The sequence below is a fragment of the Enterococcus sp. DIV1420a genome, from assembly GCF_051712165.1.
GTDB lineage: Bacteria > Bacillota > Bacilli > Lactobacillales > Enterococcaceae > Enterococcus > Enterococcus faecalis.
Window position 1 is genome coordinate 1,971,760 of record NZ_JBIOOI010000001.1, and the last position, 24,829, is coordinate 1,996,588.

Consider the following 24,829-nt stretch of genomic DNA (forward strand, 5'->3'; position numbering starts at 1 on the left):
GGAAGTGTAAGAGGAGGTAACGAGCCTTCTCTTGCTTATAGAAAAAAAGAGCTAAAACCTTTATTTTATAAGGTTTTAGCTCTTTTTTGTTTTTCTCTACTTTTCTAAAAATGGAGACGGCGGGAGTCGAACCCGCGTCCAAACATATTGCCACTTAAATCTCTACGTTCATAGACACTCATTTAAAGGTTCGCTTTACAGCGTGCCGAGTGACAGGCATTCTGTATTGCTAGTCTGGTAAGCTCCTCTAAATTTTACAGACGGAAAAATTTAGCGTATCCCACTTCGATTAGGACCCTGACCCGAGCACATGGGCGATGCCGGGAGGATCTTCGCTAGCTGGTTTTTAGGCAGCTAAAGCGAAAGAATTGTTTTCGTTTTTAGCAGTTATATTTAACTGTAACGTTTTAACGTAGCCGTAACCTACGAAACGCAATTCAAGCTCAACTATGCCTGTCGAATCCGTAACGCCCCCGAAATAACATAAGTATCCCTTGATACTTATCAAAGTATAGCATAAATTCCTTGTTTTTTCAAAGAGTAGGATAACACTCTGTTAGATATTCATAAAAAGAGGAAGGATGGACCGTAACTCAGTTCATCCTTCCTCTTTTTATGAAAGTGTGTGGGTATGTTTTGTAATCCATTGTTGCAAACGGATATTCAACCAAAAACCATAAATTCCTAAAGTAATTATAGTTAATAAAAGCCATTTAATCCAATGACCGAATAATTGCATAGCTGTACCGTCAAAATAAAGGCGTTTACCATCAATAACGGTATGCTTGATTTTCCAGTTGTACATCATACAAATTCCCCAAGGTGCGCAAATGCCTAATGTAAAGACAGTAATCAAGGTTGCTAAAATTGAAGTCCCGATATACGTTGCTAAACCACCGTCAAAATATGAATTTTTCATTCTTTTCCTCCTTATCTCATAAACTTTATTATAACAAGAATAAATGGCCTGGGAAACAAAATGAGGATGAAATAAGTATTTTTATTCATTATTGATGTGAAATATGTTATTTATGCAACTCAAACTTAGCAGCATTAGATATTTTGTAACAAATGTTATCTAATGTAACTACCATAATAAAACGTTTTCCTTAGGAAGTGAATTAGAAATTTAAAAAAAAGGCTACTTAAATGAGCATTAATATTGTACGAGACATATCTTTTTGCTATTGTCAACTTCTGAAAAAGACCACTAAGTGGAAAAAATAAGAGAAAAGAAGGGTGAATAATTTTTTATGACAAAAAGTGTAAAATTTTTAGTGTTACTGTTGGTAATGATTCTACCAATTGCGGGGGCGTTATTGATAGGTCCAATTTCGTTTGGCGCCGAATTGAGCAAAAGTCCAATCGTTGACAAAGTAGAATTAGATCACACTACTTTATATCAAGGGGAGATGACCTCCATTAAAGTATCTTTTAGTGACAAAGAAAATCAGAAAATAAAACCTGGCGATACTATTACTTTAACTTTACCAGACGAACTAGTTGGAATGACCGAGAACGATGGCTCACCACGAAAAATCAATTTAAATGGTTTAGGGGAAGTTTTTATCTATAAAGATCATGTTGTAGCAACATTTAATGAAAAAGTTGAATCTTTACATAATGTGAATGGGCATTTTTCTTTCGGGATTAAAACGCTTATCACCAATAGTTCGCAACCGAATGTGATAGAAACGGATTTCGGAACAGCAACGGCGACTCAACGTTTGACGATTGAAGGAGTGACTAACACAGAGACTGGCCAAATTGAGCGAGACTATCCGTTTTTTTATAAAGTAGGCGATTTGGCTGGAGAGTCAAATCAAGTACGTTGGTTTTTAAATGTGAACCTCAATAAATCCGATGTCACAGAAGATATTTCAATTGCGGATCGACAAGGAAGTGGTCAACAATTAAATAAAGAGAGTTTTACATTTGATATTGTGAATGACAAAGAAACTAAATATATTTCACTTGCCGAGTTTGAGCAACAAGGTTATGGCAAAATTGACTTCGTGACAGATAATGACTTTAATTTACGTTTTTATCGGGATAAAGCACGCTTTACTTCCTTTATCGTCCGTTACACTTCGACAATCACAGAAGCAGGCCAACATCAAGCAACATTTGAAAATAGTTATGACATCAATTATCAACTAAACAATCAAGACGCAACGAATGAAAAAAATACATCACAGGTTAAAAATGTTTTTGTAGAAGGCGAGGCAAGCGGCAATCAAAATGTGGATATGCCAACAGAAGAAAGTCTAGACATTCCTTTAGAGACAATAGAAGAATGGGAACCAAAGACACCTACTTCGGAACAGGCAACAGAAACAAGTGAAAAGACAGACACAACAGAAACGGCAGAAAGCAGCCAACCAGAAGTTCATGTCTCACCAACAGAAGAAGAGAATCCAGATGAAAGTGAAACGTTAGGTACAATTGAACCAATCATACCTGAAAAACCAAGTGTGACAACTGAAGAGAATGGCGTAACAGAAACGGCAGAAAGCAGCCAACCAGAAGTTCATGTCTCTCCAACAGAAGAAGAAAATCTAGATGAAAGTGAAACACTAGGCACGATTGAGCCAATCATACCTGAAAAACCAAGTGTGACAACTGAAGAGAATGGCACAACGGAAACGGCAGAAAGCAGCCAACCAGAAGTCCATGTGTCGCCAACGGAAGAAGAAAATCCAGATGAAAGTGAAACACTAGGCACGATTGCACCAATCATACCTGAAAAACCAAGTGTGACAACTGAAGAGAACGGCACAACAGAAACCGCAGAAAGCAGCCAACCAGAAGTTCATGTCTCACCAACAGAAGAAGAAAATCTAGATGAAAGTGAAACACTAGGCACGATTGAGCCAATCATACCTGAAAAACCAAGTGTGACAACTGAAGAGAATGGCACAACGGAAACGGCAGAAAGCAGCCAACCAGAAGTTCATGTGTCGCCAACAGAAGAAGAAAATCCAGATGAAAGTGAAACGTTAGGTACAATTGCACCAATCATACCTGAAAAACCAAGCGTAACAACTGAAGAGAATGGCGCAACAGAAACTGCAGAAAGCAGCCAGCCAGAAGTTCATGTCTCACCAACAAAAGAAATTACTACAACTGAGAAAAAACAGCCATCCACAGAAACAACTGTGGAGAAAAATAAAAATGTTACATCAAAAAATCAACCACAAATACTAAACGCTCCATTAAATACAGTGAAAAATGAAGGAAGCCCACAGTTGGCTCCCCAACTTCTTAGTGAACCAATTCAAAAATTAAATGAAGCAAACGGGCAACGAGAACTTCCCAAAACAGGCACAACAAAAACACCGTTTATGCTAATAGCAGGAATACTGGCAAGTACATTTGCCGTTTTAGGTGTAAGTTATCTACAAATCAGAAAGAATTAACAATAGAAAAGCCATCCAGCTTTCGCTGGGGGGCTTTTCTATTATCTGGAGATAAATTGCTGATAGGCGCCAATCAAAAACTATGCTACAGTAAGGTATGTACTGCTCGAAAAGGAGGGAGTAAATGACTAAAAAAATATGGTCGCACTTTCAGAAAAGCTTCACTTGGTACATTTTGATTGGTGTGATTGTTTCATTATGTAGTGCTTTAGCAATTTATTTTTTTCAACAGTTGTTAGATCATTATCAAAAAAGTTTCCAACTAGGGTTGTTAGTAGCGTATGGAACAACAATTATTTTAATTCCGCTATTGTCTTACTGTGAACAGAAACCGAAAGCTTACTTAACTAATGGTATCTATTTTTATTTGAAGAAATTAAGTTTAATAAAAATGAGCAAGATTTCCTATGAAGAATATCTAAAACTGGGAGCGGGGGCTTTACTACAAAAAGTAGAAGTTGGTGCAGCAGCTGGGAGAAATATCCACTTGAATTTTTATGGGCGCTTATTTCGAGAGCTAATTCCAGAGACGTTATTTAATTTATTTTTCATAGCATTGATTGATAAAAAATTATTACCAGCAATTCTAATTGGTTATGTGATTGTATTTATTTTAACCAAAATACTTTTGAAAACGCTACAAAAAATGAAAGAAAAAACACTTATTTCTGAAGAAGCAATGAATGCTACTTTGATACGAGGGATGACAGAACTAGTAACTTTTAGAATTAATCGAAAATATAAAAAAGAGATTGAAAATTACGCGTTAATGGCAGAGGAAAATAGTCAAAATATAACAAAAATGACTATGATCCATGAATTTTTCTTTGGCTTTTTTGCCTTGTTAGTCGCACTTATCAAAGTAAGCATTGTCGTACTTAGTTTTACTAACGTTGTGACATTGAGTTTAGGTGGACTTGTAGCGATAGTGATGTATATCGATCGAATTTATACGCCGATAGCCATATTTAATGTTTTATTTGTTCAATATAATTTGGATAAAGTAGCCTATCAGCGCTTGGAAGATTTTTATAAAAAAGAAGATGATCCTGACTTAGCGGTTCCAGGCAAAGCGTTACCTGAAATTCAAACAATTTCATTAAAAGAGGTGTGTTTTAGCGTAGATAGTCAAACGATTATGTCCCAACAAAATCGACAATTTTCAATGAACAAAACCTATGGCTTGATTGGAAAAAGTGGGACAGGCAAATCTACCCTGATTAAATTGATTTTAGGATTATTGAAGCCGACAGAGGGGACAGTTTATGTGAATCAATTTCCTCTAACACAATTCAATTTGGAAGATTATTATGAAAAAGTTTTTTATTTATCTCAAGATGTGCCAATATTTCAAGGAACGTTGAAAGAAAATATTGTATTTAATCAAGAAATTTCTGATGAACAAGTAATTGAAGCTATGTATCGTTTTCAGTTGGGGGAACTTTATGAACGGTTACCGGAAAGTTTAAACACTATTGTGAGTGAAAAAGGAATGAATTTTTCTGGTGGTGAAAAACAACGGATTGCTTTCACACGCTTAGCATTTACACAAGCAGAGATCCTTATTTTAGATGAGGCGACTTCTGCATTGGACGAAAAGACCGAAGAAAAAGTGTTACAAGAAGTACAAAAATTTACCCACAATAAGTTGACTATTTTGGTTACTCATCGACCTAAAACCCTGCGATTTGTAGATGAAATTATTGATTTAAATGAGTGAACTTGTTAGCTGTTTGGCGCTTCTTTTGCTACACTTTTTATAAGAATTGAGAGAAAGGGGCAACTGTTGATGAATAATAATGAGCAAGAATTAGCGGAATTTTGGGATGAATTTGCAGAAGAATATGAAGAAATTCAACAAGAATCGCCATTTCCAATTGCCCGAGAATTACGTGATTTCTTGGTCCAAGAAGGTCTTTTTCCGTGTCAGACATTTCTGGATATCGCAGGTGGGACAGGACGATACTTACCTTTTTTTCAAGAGCAAGTCACGGAGTATACGCTAGCCGATATTTCTCAGAGAATGTTGGAGATTGCGGAAGCAAAAGCACAAAGCAACGTTGTTTTTCTTCACCAAAGCCAAGAAAGACTGATTGAGACTGGGAAAAAATTTCAAGTCGTTTTTTCAGCGATGAACCCTGCTTTGGATACGCCGGAAAAAGTTAATGCATTGTGCCAATTAAGTGAAGAATGGTGTCTTATATTTCGGCTAGTGGAAGAGCAAGATTCGTTGTTTTCTCCTTTTGAGCAAGAGAGCAACCCGCAGTTAAATTGGATGGCACAATACAAAGCATTTCTAAAAAAAGAACAGCGACCTTTTTTCACAAAAAAATTTTTCTTTGAAGCATCAGAAGCTATTTCAAAAGACTTTTTCCGCAACTATTTTGAAGAACAATGGTCAGTTCCAATTTTAGAACAACGCATACAAGAAATTTTTGGTTCTCATGAAATTAAGCAAAATCAGCGTACCATTATTTATGAATTAATTGTTATTCCATGTAAAAAAACAACCAGCGATGACTAATTATCGCTGGTTGTTTTTCGGTTATTTAATTGTGCGAAAGCTTTTTCTGGAATCTCTTTTTTATCAATTTTGACAGGAGATTGGATGATTCTTTTTTTACTAATGGTTGCTTCTATGTAAGCATTTGGTTCCAAAGGTTGAGGATTTTTGTCTGTCCGTTCGTAATCCATGACTTGTGTTTTTCCATTACTTTTAACAAAAGTTAGTCGATAGTGTAAAGAATATTGGCCATCTATGCTTTTTTGATTGTCATCTACTGTTTGTTTTCGTTCAGGAATTTCTAGAGGAACTTGTGCATAGGCTTTTTCACCCTTATATGTATCTGTATAATAACGATAGCCTGTATAACCACCAACAATAAATAAGCCAATAAATAAAATAGCGCCGATTTTTTTCATTTTTTGTCCTCCTAACAATTTACAAAAATAGCATAGCAAAAGAAGAAGGAGATGGAACATCGAAAAAACGAACAGTTGTCTTACAAAACTGTTCGTTTTTTTGGTCTATTTAGCTTTCATCAGAGAGTAGAAAGGAATCATTTTTCTTACGATAACTAAAGAAAATAACAAAGTACAATAGGCCTGTTAAAAGAGTAACGCCTAACGAATTTGTAAATAAGATGCCAATAAAGATGAGTCCTAAAATGATTAAAGCAAGGAGATTAATACTTTTTTCAAAGAGAGACCCTCGTTTTAAAGAAAGAACAAACGCCGCAGCGCTAATTAAAATCCAAATTAGCAAGACAGTGTAAGAGAGAGAACCGGCTAAGTAACCAAATAATTCATCACCAACAAAATAAGAAAGAATAACGCCCAGATATAAAACACTGGCGCAGAAGAAAACTGAACGTTGAGGTACTTGGTGCTTGTTTAAAACCGCTAGTTTACTCATGGGTCCTTTTTTATCTTTTAAGCGAAAATATAAAAGGCGAGAAGAGGCGTATACCCCAGAATTAATAGAAGAAAACAAGGCTAAAATAATCACAAAATTTACGATGTCAGCAGCAAAAGGAATATTCATTTTTTCAAAAACCATAACAAAGGGACTCACCGTTGTGCCTGCTAATGTATTCCAAGGGAAAATAATCAAAAGTAAGAATAATGGAATGATATAGAAGGAAATAATCCGTCCCATCACACCACGAATCGCTTTAGGAATGGCTTTTTTAGGATCATCTGCTTCACTGACAGTGATCGCGATTAATTCTGAACCGCCATAAGAATAAATAACTACTAATAAAGAATTAACAATACCTTTCATGCCATGTGGGGCGAAGCCACCATGATCGGTGATACTTTGTAAAGTAGGGAAGACACCACTGCCTAGCATTTGTTGTCCCACCAGATAAACACCAAAAATAATTAACAAAATGATGACACTAATTTTAGCAAACGCCAACCAATATTCTGTTTCTGCAAATAAACGAACCGAGTAAAGATTAATGAGCGTCGTTAAAATAGCTAAAATAAAAACAAAAAACCAAGCAGGAATATTAGGAAACCAAAGTTGTAAAAAGGAAGCTGCGGCAACCGCTTCTGCGATAATATTAATTGTCCACATGGAATAATAAACCCAATCAATAAAGTCAGCAGAATGTGCACCTAAAAATGGTCGAACTAAGCCAGACAAACCATGATGTGTGTCTCCGCCATCTAAAACGAGTTTTCCTAAACCACTCATGACGATGAAGAGAACAGCACCGCCAATTAGAAAGGCGATTAAAACAGAAGGACCAGCAATACCAATTGCTTCGCCACTTCCTTTAAAAAGACCTGCGCCAATCGCTCCCCCTAAGGCTAACATCGTAATATGGCGCGAGCTTAATTGTTTTTTTAAGGTTGTTTGTTGTGTTTCACTCATAGGATTCTCCTTTAATTGAAAAAAATAATATGAAAATAACTTTCTTTATTATATACAATTTTCTGACAATTACAACTATTCTGTCAATGAAAATGAAAAAATAAGTGAAAAATATTATGAAAATAAAAAAATCGAGCAATTTAAGTGATTAAAATCGCTCAATTTTTTTATTAATTTTTATTTTTTAATAGAGTCATAATTGTTAATGGAACAGTAATGACTACATAGCCGATGATACTAGCCACTACTAAATAAGCTATAGGACTCGAGAAATTAAATAAGTCCGTTAAAAGTATTGCGACAATCATTGAAATAGCATAACAAATGAATAATTGAATAAACCGCTTTGCAGACAAAAAATCACCTCTTCCTAATTAGTTAAAGTCTCTTTTCAATCATTTAGTATACACCTGAAAAGAAGAATAAACTATCATTAATTAAAAGAAAAAGTGAAACCACTAGCGGATTTTTTGTTCAGCTGATTATCTTAAGAATTAGAAAATGAGGTCGGGACAGAAGTGTTTAACTCCTAGAACCAAGTAGGTACTGTTTAACATCTATTTGCTTTGCAAATAGTGTTTCTCAGCAATAAGAAGGGATTTCTGAAAATTGTTCTATAATTTTTGGAGACCAAGTAGGTATTGTTCATCATCGAATCACTACGTTCTTCGTGATTTTCAACAATTTCGGCTTATTTCCGAAGGACCTTCAACTCTTAGAGGTTTAGCTCTTAGAAGTTGTTGAGAACGAAGCAACGCGTAGTGTTGCTTCTGTTCCCGCCGTTTATCAGTTTTTGAGCGTGAAGTAAAAATCCAAAGTGATTTTTATCCCACGCCCATTTTCATTTATGACGTTGGCTTCGTGTAAATTGAGAAGTCTCGTCCTCTCTAGTGGTTGGTTGTTGTGTTCGTTGTACGGCTTGCTTTTCCGGCTCGCTCTTTTTGGCAACATCAGTCACAACATTTGGCTTCTGAGAAGGGGGGACAGTTGTTTTTTTGTTTAAAGTTGGCGTAGTTCTTTTTGTTTCTTTCTTTTGTTTCTTTTTATTATTTTTATCATTTCCAGTGACTGTCAAATAGATAATCAGAAAAATCATTAGGATCGTTGCAACAATTAATAGAATAAACATGTTAAATGAAATGAACATGCATGGCCCTCGTTTCTCGTTTTTTCTTAGTTTACCAAAATTTCAAAATTTCGTCACTCTTTTCTTCAGAAAAAACGAATTTCAAAGGGGTTAAAAGAAACTTTTATAAAAAAGCCTCCTTTTTTGTGTGAAAATGCACAAAATTTCTGGAATCGTTTGCTGTTAAAACCAGATACTGGTAAAATAATTATTGTATAAGAATCATTTTAAAAAACGATTTTTGTTACAAATAACGTATTTGTTGAAAAGGCACTGTGAAGTAGTTAGAGACGACAGCCAAGTGACTTTTAATGACAGCCGCCCAATTAATTTCATGGAGCCTTTTCGTAGAAAACGAGGAGGTTATTTTGCGTGAAAGTGAGTATATTTTCGACATGCGTGGTGGATTTACTTTTTCCAAATGTAGGGCAAGCAATGGTAGAGGTTTTGGAACGGTATGGCTGTGAAATGGTTTTACCAACAAGCCAAACGTGTTGTGGTCAGCCAACGTACAATAGTGGCTATGTGACAGAGAGCACGACAACGCTTAAGAATCAAATTGATAGTTTTGACGGTGCCGATTATGTGGTGGGACCTGCGGGGTCTTGTGTCGGCATGATGAAAGAATACCACAAATTTTTAGCAGATGATCCTATTTATGGACCAAAAGCACAACGTTTAGCTGAGCGAACTTATGAGTTTAGTCAGTTTCTTTATCGTGTCTTAGGGGTCAAAGATGTTGGCGCAACGTTACATGGGAAAGCCACTTATCATCGTTCTTGTCATATGACGCGAATTTTAAATGAACGAGAATCGCCTTTTGTTTTGTTGGATCATGTGAAAGGATTAGAAATGATTCCTTTAGGACATCTTGAAAATTGTTGCGGATTTGGCGGAACGTTTTCAGTGAAAATGCCAGCTATTTCTGAACAAATGGTGACGGAAAAAATGAACGATGTGATTGATACAGGCGCAGAAATTTTAATTAGTGCGGATATGGGTTGCCTGATGAATATCGGGGGTAAATTCAATCGTGATGGGAAAAAGATTAAGATTATGCATATTGCAGAAGTCCTTAATCACGAAGTGGATGAATCACGCATGAACCAACCACAAATCATATCGGTAGGGTAAGGGGGAAGAACTGTGGGATTATCAACGAGCAATAAGCCGTTAAGTGAACGAATTGAAGAAAGTAAAAAAGATGTGTTTATGCAAAAGGCTGTCGCCAAAGCACAAGATGCCCAATGGGAGAAACGAGAAGGTGCGCGGGAAGCTTTAGGCAATTGGCCACAATGGCGTGAACTGGGAGAACAAATTCGCCAACATACAATTCAGTATCTGCCTGACTATTTAGAAGAGTTCAGTGATAACGTCGCCAAACGAGGTGGCAAAGTCTTTTTTGCTCAAACCGCCGAAGAGGCCAATGAATATGTGAAACAAGTGGTTCTAGAAAAAAAGGCGAAAAAAATTGTGAAATCTAAATCAATGGTGACGACCGAAGTCGATATTGATCCAATGTTATTGGGATTAGACGATGTCAGTGTGATGGAAACAGACTTGGCGGAATTCATTTTACAAATGGATGACTGGGATGAGCCGTCACATATTGTTTTCCCAAGTATTCATAAAAATCGCGAACAGATTCGTCAGGTTTTTGCGAAAAAATTAGGGTATCAAGGAGATAATGACCCAGTAAATTTGGCACGCTGTGCACGAGAAGTGATGCGCAAATTCTTTTTGGAAGCGGAGATTGGCATTACAGGTTGTAATTTCGCTATTGCGGATAGCGGCTTAATTAACTTAAATACAAATGAAGGAAATGCTGATTTGACCATCAGTATTCCTAAGACACAAATCGTGTTAATGGGAATGGAAAGAATCGTACCAACAATGCGTGAAGCAGAGGTTTTAGATAACCTTTTAGCCAGAAGTGCCGTTGGTCAAAATTTAACAACGTATGTGACGTTTGCCGGGCAAAAAAATGCGGATGAATCCGATGGTCCAGAAGAATTTCACGTGGTCATTTTGGATAACGGACGTTCAAAAGCGTTAGGAACAGCCTTTCAGCCAGTCTTACAGTGTATTCGTTGTGGGTCTTGTCTGAATGTTTGTCCGGTCTATCGCCATATTGGAGGGCACGGTTATGGCTCTATTTATCCAGGACCAATTGGTGCTGTGCTTTCTCCAATTTTAGGTGGATATAAACAGTTTGGGGAATTGCCTTATGCGTCTAGTCTTTGTGGGGCATGTACGGAAACGTGTCCTGTGAAAATTCCATTGCACGAATTATTAATTGAACATCGTAAAGTGATGACCGATGATCTGAAAATGAAACATGGATTTGAAGATTTCCAAATGCGTATGGTAGGTAAAGCCACTGGTTCACCAGCAATGTTTAAAGCAGCCATGAAAGTCGATCATGCTGCAGCGGGCATTTTAAGTAAACAAAAAGAAATTACTGTTGAAAACATGTACAATCATGGGGGCTACCTTGATAAAGGACCAGGGTTAGTAAAAGGTTGGACCGATGTTCGTGATTTGCCAAGACCACCAAAATCTTCAGAAAACTTCAGAAGTTGGTTCAAAAAACATCAAGAAGGTGAAAAAAATGACTAACGAAGCGATTCAAAATCGAGAACCTTTTTTACAAAATCTACGAGAAAAATTAGGCGTAGAAAAACAGCCTGTTTCGGCCCATCCATTTGAGCCAGTTAATCATTTACCAGAAGAACAGTTGGCAGATAAAACACCAGCAGAGCTATTAACGATTGTGAAGGAGCGTGTGGAAACGATTCACACGAACTTAGTGGAAACCACACAAGAAAATTTACTGACGACGATTCAGCAAATTGTTGCTGAGTTTGGTGGGGGCAATCTTTTATTGCCAACAGATGCACGTTTTGAAGCCTATGGATTAGCTGATTTAGCTAAGTCATTAGAGGCTGTTTCTGTTAAGCAATGGCAACCTGGAAGTGAGCAACGAGAAGCGAATATTCAAACAGCTGCTCAGGCAAATATCGCGATTGCCTTTGCTGAGTTTTTACTAGCTGAATCAGGAACGATTGTGGTGGAGTCCAATGCGGGACAAGGCAGAGCCTTACATTTTTTACCGAAGCATTACATTTCAATTATACCGTTTAGCAAACTCGTTCCACGTTCGACTCAGCCAGCAGCTTTTTATACAGAAAAAATAGAAAAAGGCAAAAAAATCGGCTCAGCGATTCACTTTATTTCAGGGCCTTCTAATTCAGGAGATATTGAAATGCAACTGGTTGTCGGGTTGCATGGTCCTTTAGAAGTTTGTTACGTGGTTGTGATGGATCGCTAAAACGCTAGAAGCATAATCAATTCAGCCCTTTTTAGAATTGATTATGCTTTTTTTATGAGCAGGATCAAAAAAGTAAGAATCAAATTTGAAAGAAATACGTTTTTTTTCTGACCATTTTGTAAAAAAAGCGTACATAAAAATTAATTGGGTGTTAAGCACTATAGGATTGATTTACTTTGTGGTAGAATATGAGACATAAGATAATAAGGTTTTTGGAGGAATGAGTTTGAAATCAAAAGAATTAATTAAAACAGTCGTCTTTTTTGCCTGTTTAGCTTTGGGTCTGTTTTTACTGAGACAATTTGTATTTACGCCTGTCGTAGTGAGAGGTCATTCAATGGATCCAACGTTAGCAGATGGTGAACGGGTAATTACGTTAAAAAACACAGAAATTAATCGTTTCGATATTATTACTTTCCCAGCGCCAGATGAACCAGATAAAAATTATATTAAACGTGTGATTGGTTTACCTGGAGATACAATTGCGTACAAGGATGATACGTTGTACATCAATGGAAAAGAAGTTGACGAACCCTATTTAGATGAATTTAAAAAAGCCTTAACAGATGGTCAACCTTTGACAGGCGATTTTTCATTAAAAGAAAAAGTACCAGCAGATAGCTACTTTGTTTTAGGTGATAATCGACGGAATTCAAAAGACGGTCGTGTCATTGGTTTTATTCATAAAAAAGATATTTTGGGTGAAGTGAAATTCGTTATGTGGCCATTCTCACGGTTTGGTCCAATACCAGAAGTGTCAAAACAATAAAAGATACAATGAGTAAAAGAGAAGGACGGAAATGTGTAAAAACAAACACATGTTTCCGTCCTTCTTTTGTGGTAAAATAAAGGCAGTGCAAAGGAAAAGGATGTGAAACCATGAGTGTGCAGTTTATTAGAGGAACCGCCGTGGCAGACTTAGAAGCGCCACTTATACAGGCGACAAAACAATGGCTAGAGGAAGACGCACAGCATGAAGTATTCTATTTAGTCCCGAACCATATTAAGTTTGAGCAAGAAATTCAAGTCTTACAAAAGTTACGTCAATTACAGACAACTACGTCTGATTCAATAACCAGTACCCGTCTGCAGGTTTTTAGTTTTTATCGTTTGGCTTGGTACTATTTACAACATACACCTTTTTACTCGGCAGATGTTTTATCTGACGCAGGTGCTGCGATGATTTTCCGCAAAATTTTAGTAGAAGCAGAAGAAGAGTTACAAATTTTTAGAGGTGAAATTAACAAGCCTGGCTTTATTCAGCAACTATTTCAGCTTTATCAAGAAATGCGCGAAGGCAATATTGAGATTGCGGAGCTTTATCCATTTTTAGAAAAACAAATGGAGAACCCTAAAGGACAAGATTTACAACTTAAGTTTCAAGATTTAACGTTAATTTTTACGCGATTCCAATTACAAATGAGTCAGTATGGCTATGAATCAGCGGAGATTATTCAACATTTAAGCGAGTATTTACAAACGGTTGATTTGTCGAATGTCCAATTCGTTATTTCAGGCTATCAGCAGTTTACTGCCAGAGAATTAAAGTTGATTGAAGTACTAATGGCGCAAGCAGGTTCTGTGAAAGTAGCCCTTTTATTGGACAAACAATATCCGCATGACTTACCTGATCCGCGGTCGTTATTTTATGAAGCGGGACAAACCTATCATCAGCTTTATCAACTAGCAAGACAGAAGCAAATCCCGATTCTTTCAGATTATGTGGAAAAGAAAGAGGTATTAATTACAAACCCAGACTTGCAAGGATTAAATGATTATTGGATTCAATCGCAAGAACACCTGCCTCCATTAAGCACAACTGACTGGAGTGGCGATGGCTTATTTCTGTGGCGTGCTGAAAACGTTAAAGAAGAATTAACACATGTTGCAACCGAAATTCGCCGTTTAGTAGTGGAAGAAGGGTATCGGTACAAAGAAATTCAGGTGTTGACTCGTGATTTAGATTGTTATGAAAATTTATTAGAACCGATTTTTGCGGAACACGAGATTCCTGTTTATGTCGACCGAGATATGGCTATGGATCGGCATCCTTTAGTCGAATGGATTGAATCTTTATTTGCTATTCATTCGTACAATTATCGTTATCGCGATGTGCTCCGTTTTTTGAGAACGGAATTATTTATGCCAATGAATCAACTCGCTACTTCTGAAGAAAGCTTGACTGATTGGTTAAACCAACGGAACGCTTGGCGCAGAAAAGTTGATATTACCGAAAATGTAGTCCTGGCATACGGCTATGAAGGTTATTATTGGTCGCAAGAAAAAGATTGGGAATTTATTCGGTATGATTTTGAAGCGGAAGAGCAAGAAGATGTCGCTACGATGGAAGAAGAGTCAAATGCGATTCGTCAATCGCTTCAACGGCTGTTACCTAGTTACTTTCAAGCAATGATAAGTGCCAAAACTGGTTTGGAAGCAGCGACCGTCTTCTATCACTTTTTACTGCAAAGTGGTGTGGCAACACAATTAAAAATGTGGCGCTTACAAGCTATCGAAGCAGGTCAACTAGAAACAGCTCGTAACCATGAACAGACTTGGGATGCATTGATGTCATTACTAGATGAATACGTCACTGTTTACGGAGAAAGTTCGTTTGATTTTACAACGTTTCAAGAAATATTTGTTAGTGGTTTGGAAGGTTTGCACTATAGTAAAGTGCCGACAGCGATTGACCAAGTACAAGTTCGCGCAATGGATTTAACTCGACCTGGTGCTGCCAAGGTTACTTTTGCTATTGGGATGACGGAAGAAATTTTTCCACAAAAGATTGAAAATAAAACACTATTGTCTGATGAAGAACGGCAGACAATCAATGATACTTTAACGGAAAACCAATATTTACGTGGGACAACCGGACGCAAAATTGCGCAAGAACCTTATGTTGCGTATCTCGTCTTTTCTTCAGCGCGAGAACGGTTATATTTAACCTATCCAAGTGTTAAAGACACCGCTCAAGAAGTCAAACCGTCTCCTTATTTTAAAAATATCCAAAAAGATTTAAACTTGCCCGTTTTTGAAAAAAATGAAACAACCATTTTCGATGATGAAACGACCAGTTTAGCCCATATTAGTACGTATCGGACGTTAATCGGTGAATTAACGCGTTTGAAAAGACAACGGAAAGAAACACAAGAAGGATTGTTGCCTTTCTGGTTAAATATGGAAAAAGCGCTAATGAACCAATCAATTGCACCGCTAGCCAAGCAAGTTTTCGAAAGTTTAACGCATCAAAATATTCCTGAAAAGATTGATGAGGTCTTAGCAGAACCTTTATATGGTAAAGATATTTATACATCCGTTTCTCGGATGGAGAGTTTTTATCGCTGTCAGTATCAATACTTTTCTCGCTATGGCTTACGTTTGAAAGAAAGAGATGTCTTTGGGCTTTCGCCAGCAGCTACAGGGGAATTTTTCCATGAAGCATTGGATCAGTTCTTTAAATTATTGATTATGAATCAACGGAACTTATCTGAATTAACCGATCAGGAAGTCAATTTATTGGCGGAGGAAGTACTAAATAGTATTTTAGGGGATGCACGTTTTTCTGTATTAACTACCTCTAGTCGCATGAACTATATTCGCTATCAATTGAGTCAAACAATTAAAAAAGTCAGTTGGGCGCTGAAACGCCAAAGCCAACGAAGTGGCATGACGACTGTTCAAACGGAAGTGTTATTTGGCCAAATTGCCGCTAAAAAAGGAATTTCTGGTTTGGAATTACCATTAAAAAATCAAGGGAAAATTCATGTTCGGGGGAAAATCGACCGGATTGATCAATTGGTTACACCCGAATCAACCTATTTAGGTGTGATTGATTATAAATCGAGTCACCGTAAATTTAATATGACAGAAGCGTATTACGGCTTAGCCATGCAAATGCTGACGTACTTGGATGTGGCTTTAATGGATGCTGTGCAATTAGTTGGTCAAGAAGCTAAACCTGCTGGCTCACTTTATCTGCATGTACACAATCCTACATTATCTTATGAAGGCAAAGACGACATTGAACAACAAATGCTTAAAAAATATCAGTTTGATGGTCTTTTGATGAAAGACCCAGATTTATTGGATCATTTAGATACGAGTCTGCAAGCTAAACAAAGTTCGTTGCTGTTTCCGATTGAAGAATCCGCCAAAGAACAAATTAAACCTGGTCGTCGCCAAGAAGATAAATTTGTGACAGAACCAGAATTAGGCGCGTTGCTTTCCCATAACCGAAATAAATTTATTGAAGCGGGGAATCAAATTATTGGCGGCGAAGTTCAACTTAATCCCGCTTATCAAGGCAAGGAACGGATTGCTTGTCGCTATTGTCCGTTTCGAAGTGTCTGTGATTTTGATGTGATGCTAAAAGAAAATAATTATCATCGTATTGAGAATTTATCCAAAGAGGAAATTATGGCGCGCTTGTTAAACAAAGATGAGGAAGGAGCAACCGAAGATGAGTAAAACAATTCCACTACGTCCAGCCAATGAGCAATTCACCGACAGTCAATGGCAAGCGGTGTTTGATGGCGATGAAAATATCTTAGTTTCTGCTTCGGCTGGCTCAGGAAAAACCACTGTTTTAGTCCGCCGTGTCATTGAAAAAGTCAAAAGCGGCGTCGATATCGATCGTCTCTTGATTGTGACGTACACTGAAGCCGCCGCCCGTGAGATGAAAGAACGTATCCAAGTGGCTTTACAAAAGGCAATGAATGAAGAACAAGATCCAGAAAGAAGACGGCATTTTTCTCGTCAAATTGCTCTTTTGCCAACAGCCAATATCAGCACGTTACATGCCTTTTGTTTAACTGTTATTCGTCGTTTTTATTATTTAATTGACATAGATCCAGTTTTTCGGATGTTAACAGATGAAACAGAAACATTGTTATTAAAAGAAGATGTTTGGGATGCATTACGTGAACAATTTTATGCGGAAAATCAAGAAGAATTTTACCAATTAACAGCGAATTTTTCCAATGATCGTAGTGATGACGGACTCACTAACTTAATTTTTTCTTTTTATGAATTTGCCAAATCCAATCCTGATCCAGAGGCGTGGATTAATGGCTTAACACAAGCCTACGAAGTAGGGGATCAGCTAGGCGAATCAACGTTATTTCAGACGTATTTAAAACCGCTAGCCGTTGAGACGTTACAACGAACTCTTCAGCGTTACGAAGAAATGGTGACCTTAACAGAGGGCGAAGAGAAACTTCAAAAGATTTGGTATTTAGCTCAAAATGAAAAGGAACAAACAAAACAATTTTTACAATTTTTAGAGAGAAATGATTTAGAAAGCGCCTATAATTTGACTGAATTGTTAAGCTTTGACCGCTACCCAACGGTTCGTGCCGAAGAGTTGAAACCAACCGCGGAACAAGCCAAACAGTTACGAGAACAAAATAAAAAAGCGTTAAATGATTTGAAAAAGCAACTGTTTACACTTTCTCCAGATGCCATGAAACAAGTCTTGAAAGAGGCCACGCCCATTGTTCAAGAAATGGCTCACGTGGGGAAACAATTTATGGAGGCCTATGGCGCAGAAAAACGGCTTAAAAATTTAGTGGATTTTAACGATTTAGAACATTATACGTTAGCTATTTTAGCGAAAAATCAGGCAGATGGCTGGCATGCATCAGAAGCCTCGGTTTACTATCGCGAAAAATTTGATGAAGTGTTAGTCGATGAATACCAAGATATCAATCAATTACAAGAATCTATTTTGTATTGGTTGCGCCGTCCGCTTAGCACAGAAGGAAACCTTTTTATGGTAGGAGATGTGAAACAGTCTATTTATTCTTTCCGCTTGGCAGATCCTACATTGTTTATTGAAAAATACAATCAGTATGGGCAAGGCAAAGAGGGCAAACGAATTATTCTAGCTGAAAATTTTCGTTCTCGCAAAGACGTTTTAGACTTTACGAATTTAGTATTTAGTCAATTAATGGATGAGCGAGTGGGCCAAATTGCTTACGATGAGTCAGCTGCTTTGGTTCATGGTTTTGATCAATTTTCGGAGGCGGCTGATTATTCAACTGAATTGCTAATTTATGAAAAAAAAGCAACAGAATCAGTTGAATTTCCAGAATTACAATCCCCTGAGTTGTTGATTGAAGATAAGACAGAAGGGGAACTTTACGTTACTGCTTTGAAAATTCGTGAATTAATTGACCAAAATTTCTTAATTTATGATAAAAAGCTGAAAACGGATCGACCGATTACTTATCAAGATATTGTCTTATTAACGCCTACGAAGAAAAATAATTTAACTATTTTAGATGTTTTTAAATCATTAGAAATTCCAGTTCAAGTCAATGATGCTCAAAATTATTTCCAAGCAACGGAAATTCGTACAATGATTGCCTTGCTTCAATTGATTGATAATCCTTATCAAGACATTCCTTTGGCAGCTGTGTTACGTTCACCAATTGTTGGATTAAAAGAAAACGAATTAGTGCTTATTCGTTTGGCTAATAAGGAAACCAGTTACTACGAAGCATTTTTAACGTTTAATCAAAAGATGGAACCAACCATGGAGGAAGCAGTTGTTCAGGAAAAAACTATACGTTTTGCTGAATCATTAGAAAAATGGCGGGAACAGGCTCGACGCAACCAGCTTAGCAACTTGCTGTGGACGATTTATCGGGAAACGGCCTATCTTGATTATGTTGGCGGGTTGCCTGTTGGCAAACAACGCCAAGCCAATTTATATGCGTTGGTCGATCGGGCCGCGGCGTATGAAAAAACAACCTTCCGCGGATTATTTCAATTTGTTCGCTTCATCGAAAAAATGCAAGAAAAAGACAAAGATTTAGCGGAACCAGTCGTTTTAAGTGAAGAGAATGCCGTACGCGTCATGACGATTCACGCTAGTAAAGGGTTAGAATTTCCGGTGGTATTCGTTTTAGATATGACCAAAGAATTTAATGTCAGTGATTTGAATGAACGCTATATCTTTGAAGAAAATTTAGGGGTAGGCATTCGTTATTTACAACCTGAAGAACGAGTTATGTACGATACTTTACCATTTTTGGCGATTAAACAAGTACGATTGAGAAAATTACTATCCGAAGAAATGCGGAAGTTATATGTGGCGTTGACACGTGCAGAACAGAAACTTTTTCTGGTGGGCTCCTATAAAGACCAAGCGGCGATGTGGAAAGAGTGGCTGAAAGTTGGCGATGTAGAAACACTGGTGCTACCAGCTGAAAATCGCTTGCAAAGTAAAAGTAGTTTAATGAATTGGGTTGGGATGACATTGGTACGTCATCAAAAAGCCGATGAATATCAGCAAGAAGTAGTAGTAAGTAACGTTCCGCAAGTCAAAAAGCACCCAGCTAACTTTCATATTCAGTGGTTCAACGAAGAACAACTACGAGCAGCCATTCAGCAATTACAATTGCCAGAAAGACAAGCAGAGGATTTAGCCGAAAAAGCGCAATTATCTGCTGACAAAATCAATCGTGGTCTTGCACGGTTAAGTTTCAATTATCCGTTTGAAGTGGCTACTCGGACCACCAGTTATCAGTCTGTTTCTGAAATCAAGCGAGTATTTGATGACCCCGATAACAAAGAAATTGGTAAAATTGAGGTTCGGGAAGACAATACTATTCAAGCGCAACCGTTGATTGTCAATCGAATGATTGAAGGAGATTTAAGTAAGCCTAAATTTTTAGATACGGTTCAAGCGCCCTCAGCAGCTGAGATTGGGACAGCAACCCATTATTTATTACAACTAATTGATTTAAGTAAGCAACCTTCTTACGAGGAAGTGCGAGCTGTTCAAGAACGCTTAGTGGAAAATAAATTGATTTTACCAGCAATTGCTGAAAAAATGAATCTGGAACAAATCGTGGCCTTCTTTGACACCGCCTTAGGAAAACAATTGATTCAACACCATCAAACCGTTAGAAGGGAACAACCTTTTTCTATGCTGATTGAAGCAGAAGAGCTCATTCAAAATTATCCAGAGACGACACAAGATGATTTATTAATTCATGGGATTATTGATGGCTATATCGAATTAGACAATCAATGCATTTTGTATGACTATAAAACCGATCATGTAAAAGGCACCTCTCCCCAAGCGATTTCTGAAATTGTCGAACGGTATCGCGGACAGATGAATCTTTATCGTAGAGCGCTACAAGAGGCAACGCATAAAGAGGTGTCGCACGTCTATTTAATTTTATTAAATGGAGGAGTAATTATTGACATGCAGACAGGAAATGTTGTAGATTTTATAAAGTAGAAAAAATTAGAAGCAGAAACACTTACATTTTGTAAGGAATGTGCTATACTCATTGAAGAGGTGAGGAAGATGGAAAAAGTAAAAACAGAATCGTTTGTACTTTGTCCCAAATTTGAAAAATCATTTTCAATACTTGGTAAAAAATGGAATGGTTTAATTATTGATGTTTTATTAGAGCGAGGTCCTCAACGTTTTGGCGAACTAAAAGAAAAAATTCCAATGTTAAGTGATCGTGTCTTAGTAGAGCGATTGAAGGAACTAGAAGCTGAAGGAATTATCACCAAAGCTGTTCGTTGCGGTGAAGGAAATCGCTTAGAATATTTCCTAACCGAAAAAGGCGAAGACTTGCAATTAGCAATGGAACAAATTCAACATTGGGCAGAAAAATGGGTAAAAGACGAAGAATGCAGTTGACCGCAAGCAAAACTTCTTGTAAACTAAACGTAATTAAATAACTAAAAAAACAGTGATGGAAACAAGTAGTTTGAATTGACGTGTTTTAGGGAGAGTCAGCCAGAGACTGGAAGCTGATTTACACAGTCACCAAGCGAAATTCACTTCCTGAGTTTGTTTGTTTTCAAGAAGAAAGCAAACCGGTAATTGCCGTTAAATGAAATGAGTGCATGACAACAATTTGTTATGAATTAGGATGGTAACACGATAGCTCGTTCCTTTGAAAGGAATGGGTTATCGTTTTTTTTAGTTTAAATAAAAGATAGAGGGGAACGCATAATGACATTACAAGCGCAATTAGAAGCTCTTAGAGACAATACGCTCAAAGAAATCGCACAAGTTGCTACTTTAAAAGAATTAAACCAAATTCGCGTAGAAACATTAGGAAAAAAAGGGCTAATCACCGAAGTATTAAGAGGCATGAAAAACCTTTCACCAGAAGAACGACCAGTGGTGGGGGGCTTTGCAAATGAAATTCGTGATTTATTAACAGAAGCAATTGAAGCGCGCAAAGTTGTTTTAGAAAACGAAGAGTTAAATGCGGCACTAAAAGAAGAAAGTTTAGATGTAACTTTACCTGGAAAACAAATGCCTCAAGGCACACGTCATATTTTGACACAAGTTATGGAAGAGATTGAAGATATTTTCTTAGGCATGGGTTATCAAGTAGTGGAAGGATACGAAGTAGAATCCGATCATTATAATTTCGAACGCATGAATCTACCAAAAGATCATCCGGCACGCGACATGCAAGATACGTTTTATATTTCAGATGAGATGTTAATTCGTACGCATACTTCACCAGTTCAAGCTCGAACAATGGAAAAACACGATTTTTCAAAAGGTGCATTACGAATGATTTCTCCTGGGAAAGTATTCCGTCGTGATACAGATGATGCGACACATAGTCACCAATTCCATCAGATTGAAGGCCTTGTTGTCGATAAAAATGTCACAATGGGTGATTTAAAAGGGACGTTAGAAGTCATGATGAAAAAAATGTTTGGTGAAGATCGTAAAATTCGTTTACGTCCTAGCTATTTCCCTTTTACAGAACCTTCAGTCGAAGTAGATGTTAGCTGTTTTAAATGTGGCGGGGCAGGTTGTAACGTCTGCAAACATACAGGTTGGATTGAAATTTTAGGTGCGGGGATGGTTCATCCAGATGTGTTACAAATGTCAGGGATTGATCCAACAGAGTACTCAGGCTTTGCCTTTGGCTTAGGACCAGATCGCGTTGCTATGTTACGTTACGGTGTAAATGATATCCGTAATTTTTATCAAAATGATTTACGTTTCTTAAATCAATTCAAGGTAAAGGAGTAGTTGAAAAATGTTAGTTTCTTATAAATGGTTAAATGAATATGTTAATCTTTCAAACGTTACTCCGCAAGAATTAGCGGACAAAATGTCTGTGACAGGTATAGAAGTTGAGGGCGTTGCTGTACCTGAAGAAGGATTAAAGAAAATTGTTGTCGGTGAAGTAAAAGAATGTGTTCCTCATCCAAACTCTGACCACTTATCAATTTGCCAAGTAGACATCGGTGAAGAAGAATTGTCACAAATTGTTTGTGGAGCACCAAATGTAAAAGCCGGAATTAAAGTCATCGTAGCATTACCTGGTTCAAGAATTGCAGGAAATCAAAAAATTAAAAAAGGCAAAATGCGTGGCGAAGTCTCTAACGGAATGATTTGTTCGTTAGAAGAGCTAGGATATTCAGATAATGTCGTACCAAAAGCCTATGCTGAAGGGATTTATTATTTACCTCAAGAAGCAGTGAATGGGACACCTGTTTTCCCTTATTTAGACATGGATGATGCGATTATTGAATTATCAATTACACCAAACCGTGCAGATGCACTAAGTATGAGAGGGGTAGCCTATGAAGTTGGCGCAATTTATCGTCAAACGCCTCAGTTTAATGATCCCGAACTCAAAGAAGATGCTTCAGATAACGTGGGAAATTACGTAACAGTGACTGTTGAAGATTCACAAGATGCACCAGCGTATCAAATTCGTGTCATTAAAGATGTGACGATTGCAGAAAGTCCTCAGTGGTTGCAAAATCGATTGATGAATGAAGGAATCCGTCCGATTAACAATGTGGTGGACGTGACAAATTATATTTTATTATTATTTGGTCAACCATTGCATGCATTTGATTATCAAAAATTAGATAGCAAAGAAATCTTGGTTCGTCGAGCAACAGCAGCAGAAGAACTAATTACATTAGATGGTGAAACACGTCAATTAACAGAAGAAAATATCGTCATTACGAATGGAAAAACGCCTGTCGGCTTAGCCGGAGTAATGGGTGGGGCTAATTCTGAAATCAGTCAAGAAACAACAACTGTGGCTTTAGAAGCGGCATTGTTCAATCCATTGTCTATTCGCAAAACGTCTAAACAATTCAATTTACGGAGTGAATCTTCAAGTAGATTTGAAAAAGGCATCAACCAAGCGACAGTTGGGTTAGCTTGTGATGTGGCAGCCGCGATGATTGCAGAGTTAGCCGACGGAACAGTGGTTTCAGGCACTGCAGTTGGTTCTGAAGTGGCCGTTAAAGAAGCGCAGGTAGCTGTGACTTTAGAACGAATCAACCAATATTTAGGTACTGCATTAGATGAAGCAACGGTGAATGAAATTTTTGAAGCACTCGGTTTTGCTTATGAAGTAAATCAAGGCGCATATGAAATTACGATTCCACCAAGACGTTGGGATATTGCGATTGAAGCAGATATTATTGAAGAAGTGGCGCGCATTTATGGATATGATCATTTACCTTCAACATTGCCAAGTGGAGAAACAGTTGCTGGAAGTCTAACCAAAGCACAACATGTTACGCGCCAATTAAAGAGCTTACTGGAAGGTCATGGTACGAGTGAAGCCATCAGCTATGCGTTGACAACAGAAGAAAAATCCCGTCAATTTATGATGAAAGAAAGTCAAACAACACGTTTGCAATGGCCAATGAGTGAAGAGCGTTCTGTGTTACGTATGAACTTAATTTCTGGTTTATTAGATGATGTCGCATACAATGTGGCGCGTAAAAATAATAATATCGCCTTCTACGAAGTAGGACGCGTTTTCTACCAAACAGAAGATCCAACAAAAAATTTACCTACAGAAGAAAATCACTTAGCACTTGCTTTAACTGGTAATACAATGGTTAAAGATTGGCAAACAAAAGCAACAGCCGTTGATTTTTATACAGTAAAAGGCTTAGTGGAAAGTATTGTAGCTGTTTTAGGATTAACAGAAAAAATCAGTTATCAAGCGACAACGGCGATTCCAGAAATGCATCCAGGCCGGACAGCATGGATTTATTTAGAAGATGAAGTGGTTGGTTTTGTCGGACAAGTTCACCCAACGACAGCAAAAGCGTACGATATTCCTGAAACATATGTTGCTGAATTAAACTTGCAACAATTAGTAGCCACAGAAGCAGGCGGGGTTACTTATGAAGCAGTTTCTAAATTCCCAGCAGTTTCTCGAGATATTGCTTTATTAGTCGATGAAACAGTTACCAATCAAGAACTAGTTAAAACTATTTCAGATAACGCAGGTAAATATTTGAAAGAGATTCATTTATTTGATGTATATCAAGGTGAAAAACTAGGCGCTGGCAAAAAATCAATGGCGTATAGTTTAACTTTCGTTAATGCAGAAGCGACATTAGTGGATGAAGAAATTAACCGTTCAATGGAAAAGGTTGAAAAAGCGCTAATTGAAAAACATCAAGTAGAAGTAAGATAAAATAAAAACAGGAAAGTGGGGCATAAGTCGAAATGACTTATGCCCCACTTTCTAAATCTTAAGATAATCAGCTGAACAAAAGCAGCTCCTTCGGAAATAAGC

The 24,829-nt window shown here is 37.4% G+C and carries 17 protein-coding genes, 1 other RNA gene and 1 other annotated feature; of the genes, 12 read left to right on the forward strand and 6 right to left on the reverse strand.

The genetic code is table 11. The features are described 5' to 3' along the window. Window positions 1–108: 108 nt before the first annotated feature. Window positions 109–475: a transfer-messenger RNA gene (gene ssrA / locus IGI80_RS09910) on the reverse strand. Between the two features lie 138 nt (window positions 476–613). Then, window positions 614–919, reverse strand: coding sequence for a DUF898 family protein (locus tag IGI80_RS09915; RefSeq protein ID WP_002360604.1), 306 nt, complete (start codon window positions 917–919; stop codon window positions 614–616). Window positions 920–1,253: 334 nt separating this feature from the next. Between IGI80_RS09915 and IGI80_RS09920 the strand changes: the two genes are divergently transcribed. From IGI80_RS09920 to IGI80_RS09930, 3 genes are all read left to right on the forward strand, one after another. Continuing rightward, the gene (locus IGI80_RS09920) at window positions 1,254–3,419 is read left to right on the forward strand and encodes a collagen binding domain-containing protein (RefSeq protein WP_438723344.1); all 2,166 of its coding nucleotides are present in this window, start codon (window positions 1,254–1,256) and stop codon (window positions 3,417–3,419) included. A gap of 124 nt (window positions 3,420–3,543) precedes the next feature. Next, window positions 3,544–5,139 (forward strand): ATP-binding cassette domain-containing protein, encoded by a 1,596-nt coding sequence (locus IGI80_RS09925; RefSeq protein ID WP_438723345.1) that lies wholly within the window; start codon window positions 3,544–3,546, stop codon window positions 5,137–5,139. 69 nt (window positions 5,140–5,208) lie between these two features. Beyond that, complete coding sequence (locus IGI80_RS09930; protein ID WP_075582632.1) at window positions 5,209–5,943, forward strand: class I SAM-dependent methyltransferase; 735 nt, start codon at window positions 5,209–5,211, stop codon at window positions 5,941–5,943. Here the strand turns inward: IGI80_RS09930 and IGI80_RS09935 are convergent. The 4 genes from IGI80_RS09935 to IGI80_RS09950 all read right to left on the reverse strand — a co-directional run bounded on the left by IGI80_RS09935 (window position 5,940) and on the right by IGI80_RS09950 (window position 8,932). Further along, entirely contained in the window at window positions 5,940–6,341 is a 402-nt protein-coding gene (locus IGI80_RS09935) for a YxeA family protein (protein WP_033658942.1), read from the reverse strand. The two genes, IGI80_RS09930 and IGI80_RS09935, sit on opposite strands and share 4 nt — an antisense overlap. Before the next feature lie 109 nt (window positions 6,342–6,450). After that, the gene (locus IGI80_RS09940; RefSeq protein WP_002382100.1) at window positions 6,451–7,803 is read right to left on the reverse strand and encodes an amino acid permease; all 1,353 of its coding nucleotides are present in this window, start codon (window positions 7,801–7,803) and stop codon (window positions 6,451–6,453) included. A 170-nt stretch (window positions 7,804–7,973) separates the two neighbouring features. Beyond that, the gene (locus IGI80_RS09945; protein ID WP_002358046.1) at window positions 7,974–8,159 is read right to left on the reverse strand and encodes a hypothetical protein; all 186 of its coding nucleotides are present in this window, start codon (window positions 8,157–8,159) and stop codon (window positions 7,974–7,976) included. A 485-nt stretch (window positions 8,160–8,644) separates the two neighbouring features. Beyond that, entirely contained in the window at window positions 8,645–8,932 is a 288-nt protein-coding gene (locus IGI80_RS09950; RefSeq protein WP_002386008.1) for a hypothetical protein, read from the reverse strand. A 369-nt stretch (window positions 8,933–9,301) separates the two neighbouring features. Between IGI80_RS09950 and IGI80_RS09955 the strand changes: the two genes are divergently transcribed. The 9 genes from IGI80_RS09955 to pheT all read left to right on the forward strand — a co-directional run bounded on the left by IGI80_RS09955 (window position 9,302) and on the right by pheT (window position 24,727). Further along, complete coding sequence (locus tag IGI80_RS09955) at window positions 9,302–10,063, forward strand: (Fe-S)-binding protein (protein WP_438723347.1); 762 nt, start codon at window positions 9,302–9,304, stop codon at window positions 10,061–10,063. 12 nt (window positions 10,064–10,075) lie between these two features. Further along, window positions 10,076–11,548 carry a LutB/LldF family L-lactate oxidation iron-sulfur protein gene (locus IGI80_RS09960; RefSeq protein WP_002358041.1) on the forward strand — a complete coding sequence of 491 codons (1,473 nt, stop codon included), beginning with the start codon at window positions 10,076–10,078 and terminating at the stop codon, window positions 11,546–11,548. Next, window positions 11,541–12,260 (forward strand): LutC/YkgG family protein, encoded by a 720-nt coding sequence (locus IGI80_RS09965; protein ID WP_282851396.1) that lies wholly within the window; start codon window positions 11,541–11,543, stop codon window positions 12,258–12,260. Before IGI80_RS09960 ends, IGI80_RS09965 begins: the two co-directional genes overlap by 8 nt. 220 nt (window positions 12,261–12,480) lie before the next feature. After that, on the forward strand, window positions 12,481–13,029 hold the full coding sequence (gene lepB, locus IGI80_RS09970; protein WP_002358039.1) for a signal peptidase I: 549 nt from the start codon (window positions 12,481–12,483) through the stop codon (window positions 13,027–13,029). A gap of 110 nt (window positions 13,030–13,139) precedes the next feature. After that, on the forward strand, window positions 13,140–16,730 hold the full coding sequence (locus IGI80_RS09975) for a PD-(D/E)XK nuclease family protein (protein ID WP_033626823.1): 3,591 nt from the start codon (window positions 13,140–13,142) through the stop codon (window positions 16,728–16,730). Beyond that, entirely contained in the window at window positions 16,723–20,517 is a 3,795-nt protein-coding gene (gene addA, locus IGI80_RS09980; protein ID WP_193802489.1) for a helicase-exonuclease AddAB subunit AddA, read from the forward strand. The genes IGI80_RS09975 and addA overlap by 8 nt, the downstream gene beginning before the upstream one ends. A 69-nt stretch (window positions 20,518–20,586) precedes the next feature. Then, window positions 20,587–20,931, forward strand: coding sequence for a winged helix-turn-helix transcriptional regulator (locus tag IGI80_RS09985; RefSeq protein WP_002358035.1), 345 nt, complete (start codon window positions 20,587–20,589; stop codon window positions 20,929–20,931). A gap of 43 nt (window positions 20,932–20,974) precedes the next feature. Further along, window positions 20,975–21,193: a binding site (T-box leader), on the forward strand. Between the two features lie 56 nt (window positions 21,194–21,249). Then, a complete protein-coding gene (gene pheS / locus IGI80_RS09990) occupies window positions 21,250–22,296 on the forward strand; it encodes a phenylalanine--tRNA ligase subunit alpha (protein ID WP_438723349.1) in 1,047 nt (348 codons plus the stop codon). A gap of 7 nt (window positions 22,297–22,303) precedes the next feature. Further along, window positions 22,304–24,727, forward strand: a complete 2,424-nt coding sequence (gene pheT, locus IGI80_RS09995; RefSeq protein WP_016627398.1) for a phenylalanine--tRNA ligase subunit beta — start codon at window positions 22,304–22,306, stop codon at window positions 24,725–24,727. Window positions 24,728–24,829: the final 102 nt, after the last annotated feature.

Bases quoted from the DNA above. Each gene is read 5' to 3' on its own strand.
- IGI80_RS09975 (WP_033626823.1), top strand. From the start codon at position 13,140: ATGAGTGTGCAGTTTATTAGAGGAACCGCCGTGGCAGACTTAGAAGCG.
- pheS (WP_438723349.1), top strand. From the start codon at position 21,250: ATGACATTACAAGCGCAATTAGAAGCTCTTAGAGACAATACGCTCAAA.
- lepB (WP_002358039.1), top strand. From the start codon at position 12,481: ATGAGTTTGAAATCAAAAGAATTAATTAAAACAGTCGTCTTTTTTGCC.
- IGI80_RS09950 (WP_002386008.1), bottom strand. From the start codon at position 8,932: ATGTTTATTCTATTAATTGTTGCAACGATCCTAATGATTTTTCTGATT.
- IGI80_RS09985 (WP_002358035.1), top strand. From the start codon at position 20,587: ATGGAAAAAGTAAAAACAGAATCGTTTGTACTTTGTCCCAAATTTGAA.
- pheT (WP_016627398.1), top strand. From the start codon at position 22,304: ATGTTAGTTTCTTATAAATGGTTAAATGAATATGTTAATCTTTCAAAC.
- IGI80_RS09915 (WP_002360604.1), bottom strand. From the start codon at position 919: ATGAAAAATTCATATTTTGACGGTGGTTTAGCAACGTATATCGGGACT.
- IGI80_RS09925 (WP_438723345.1), top strand. From the start codon at position 3,544: ATGACTAAAAAAATATGGTCGCACTTTCAGAAAAGCTTCACTTGGTAC.
- IGI80_RS09930 (WP_075582632.1), top strand. From the start codon at position 5,209: ATGAATAATAATGAGCAAGAATTAGCGGAATTTTGGGATGAATTTGCA.
- IGI80_RS09920 (WP_438723344.1), top strand. From the start codon at position 1,254: ATGACAAAAAGTGTAAAATTTTTAGTGTTACTGTTGGTAATGATTCTA.
- IGI80_RS09940 (WP_002382100.1), bottom strand. From the start codon at position 7,803: ATGAGTGAAACACAACAAACAACCTTAAAAAAACAATTAAGCTCGCGC.
- IGI80_RS09935 (WP_033658942.1), bottom strand. From the start codon at position 6,341: ATGAAAAAAATCGGCGCTATTTTATTTATTGGCTTATTTATTGTTGGT.
- addA (WP_193802489.1), top strand. From the start codon at position 16,723: ATGAGTAAAACAATTCCACTACGTCCAGCCAATGAGCAATTCACCGAC.
- IGI80_RS09965 (WP_282851396.1), top strand. From the start codon at position 11,541: ATGACTAACGAAGCGATTCAAAATCGAGAACCTTTTTTACAAAATCTA.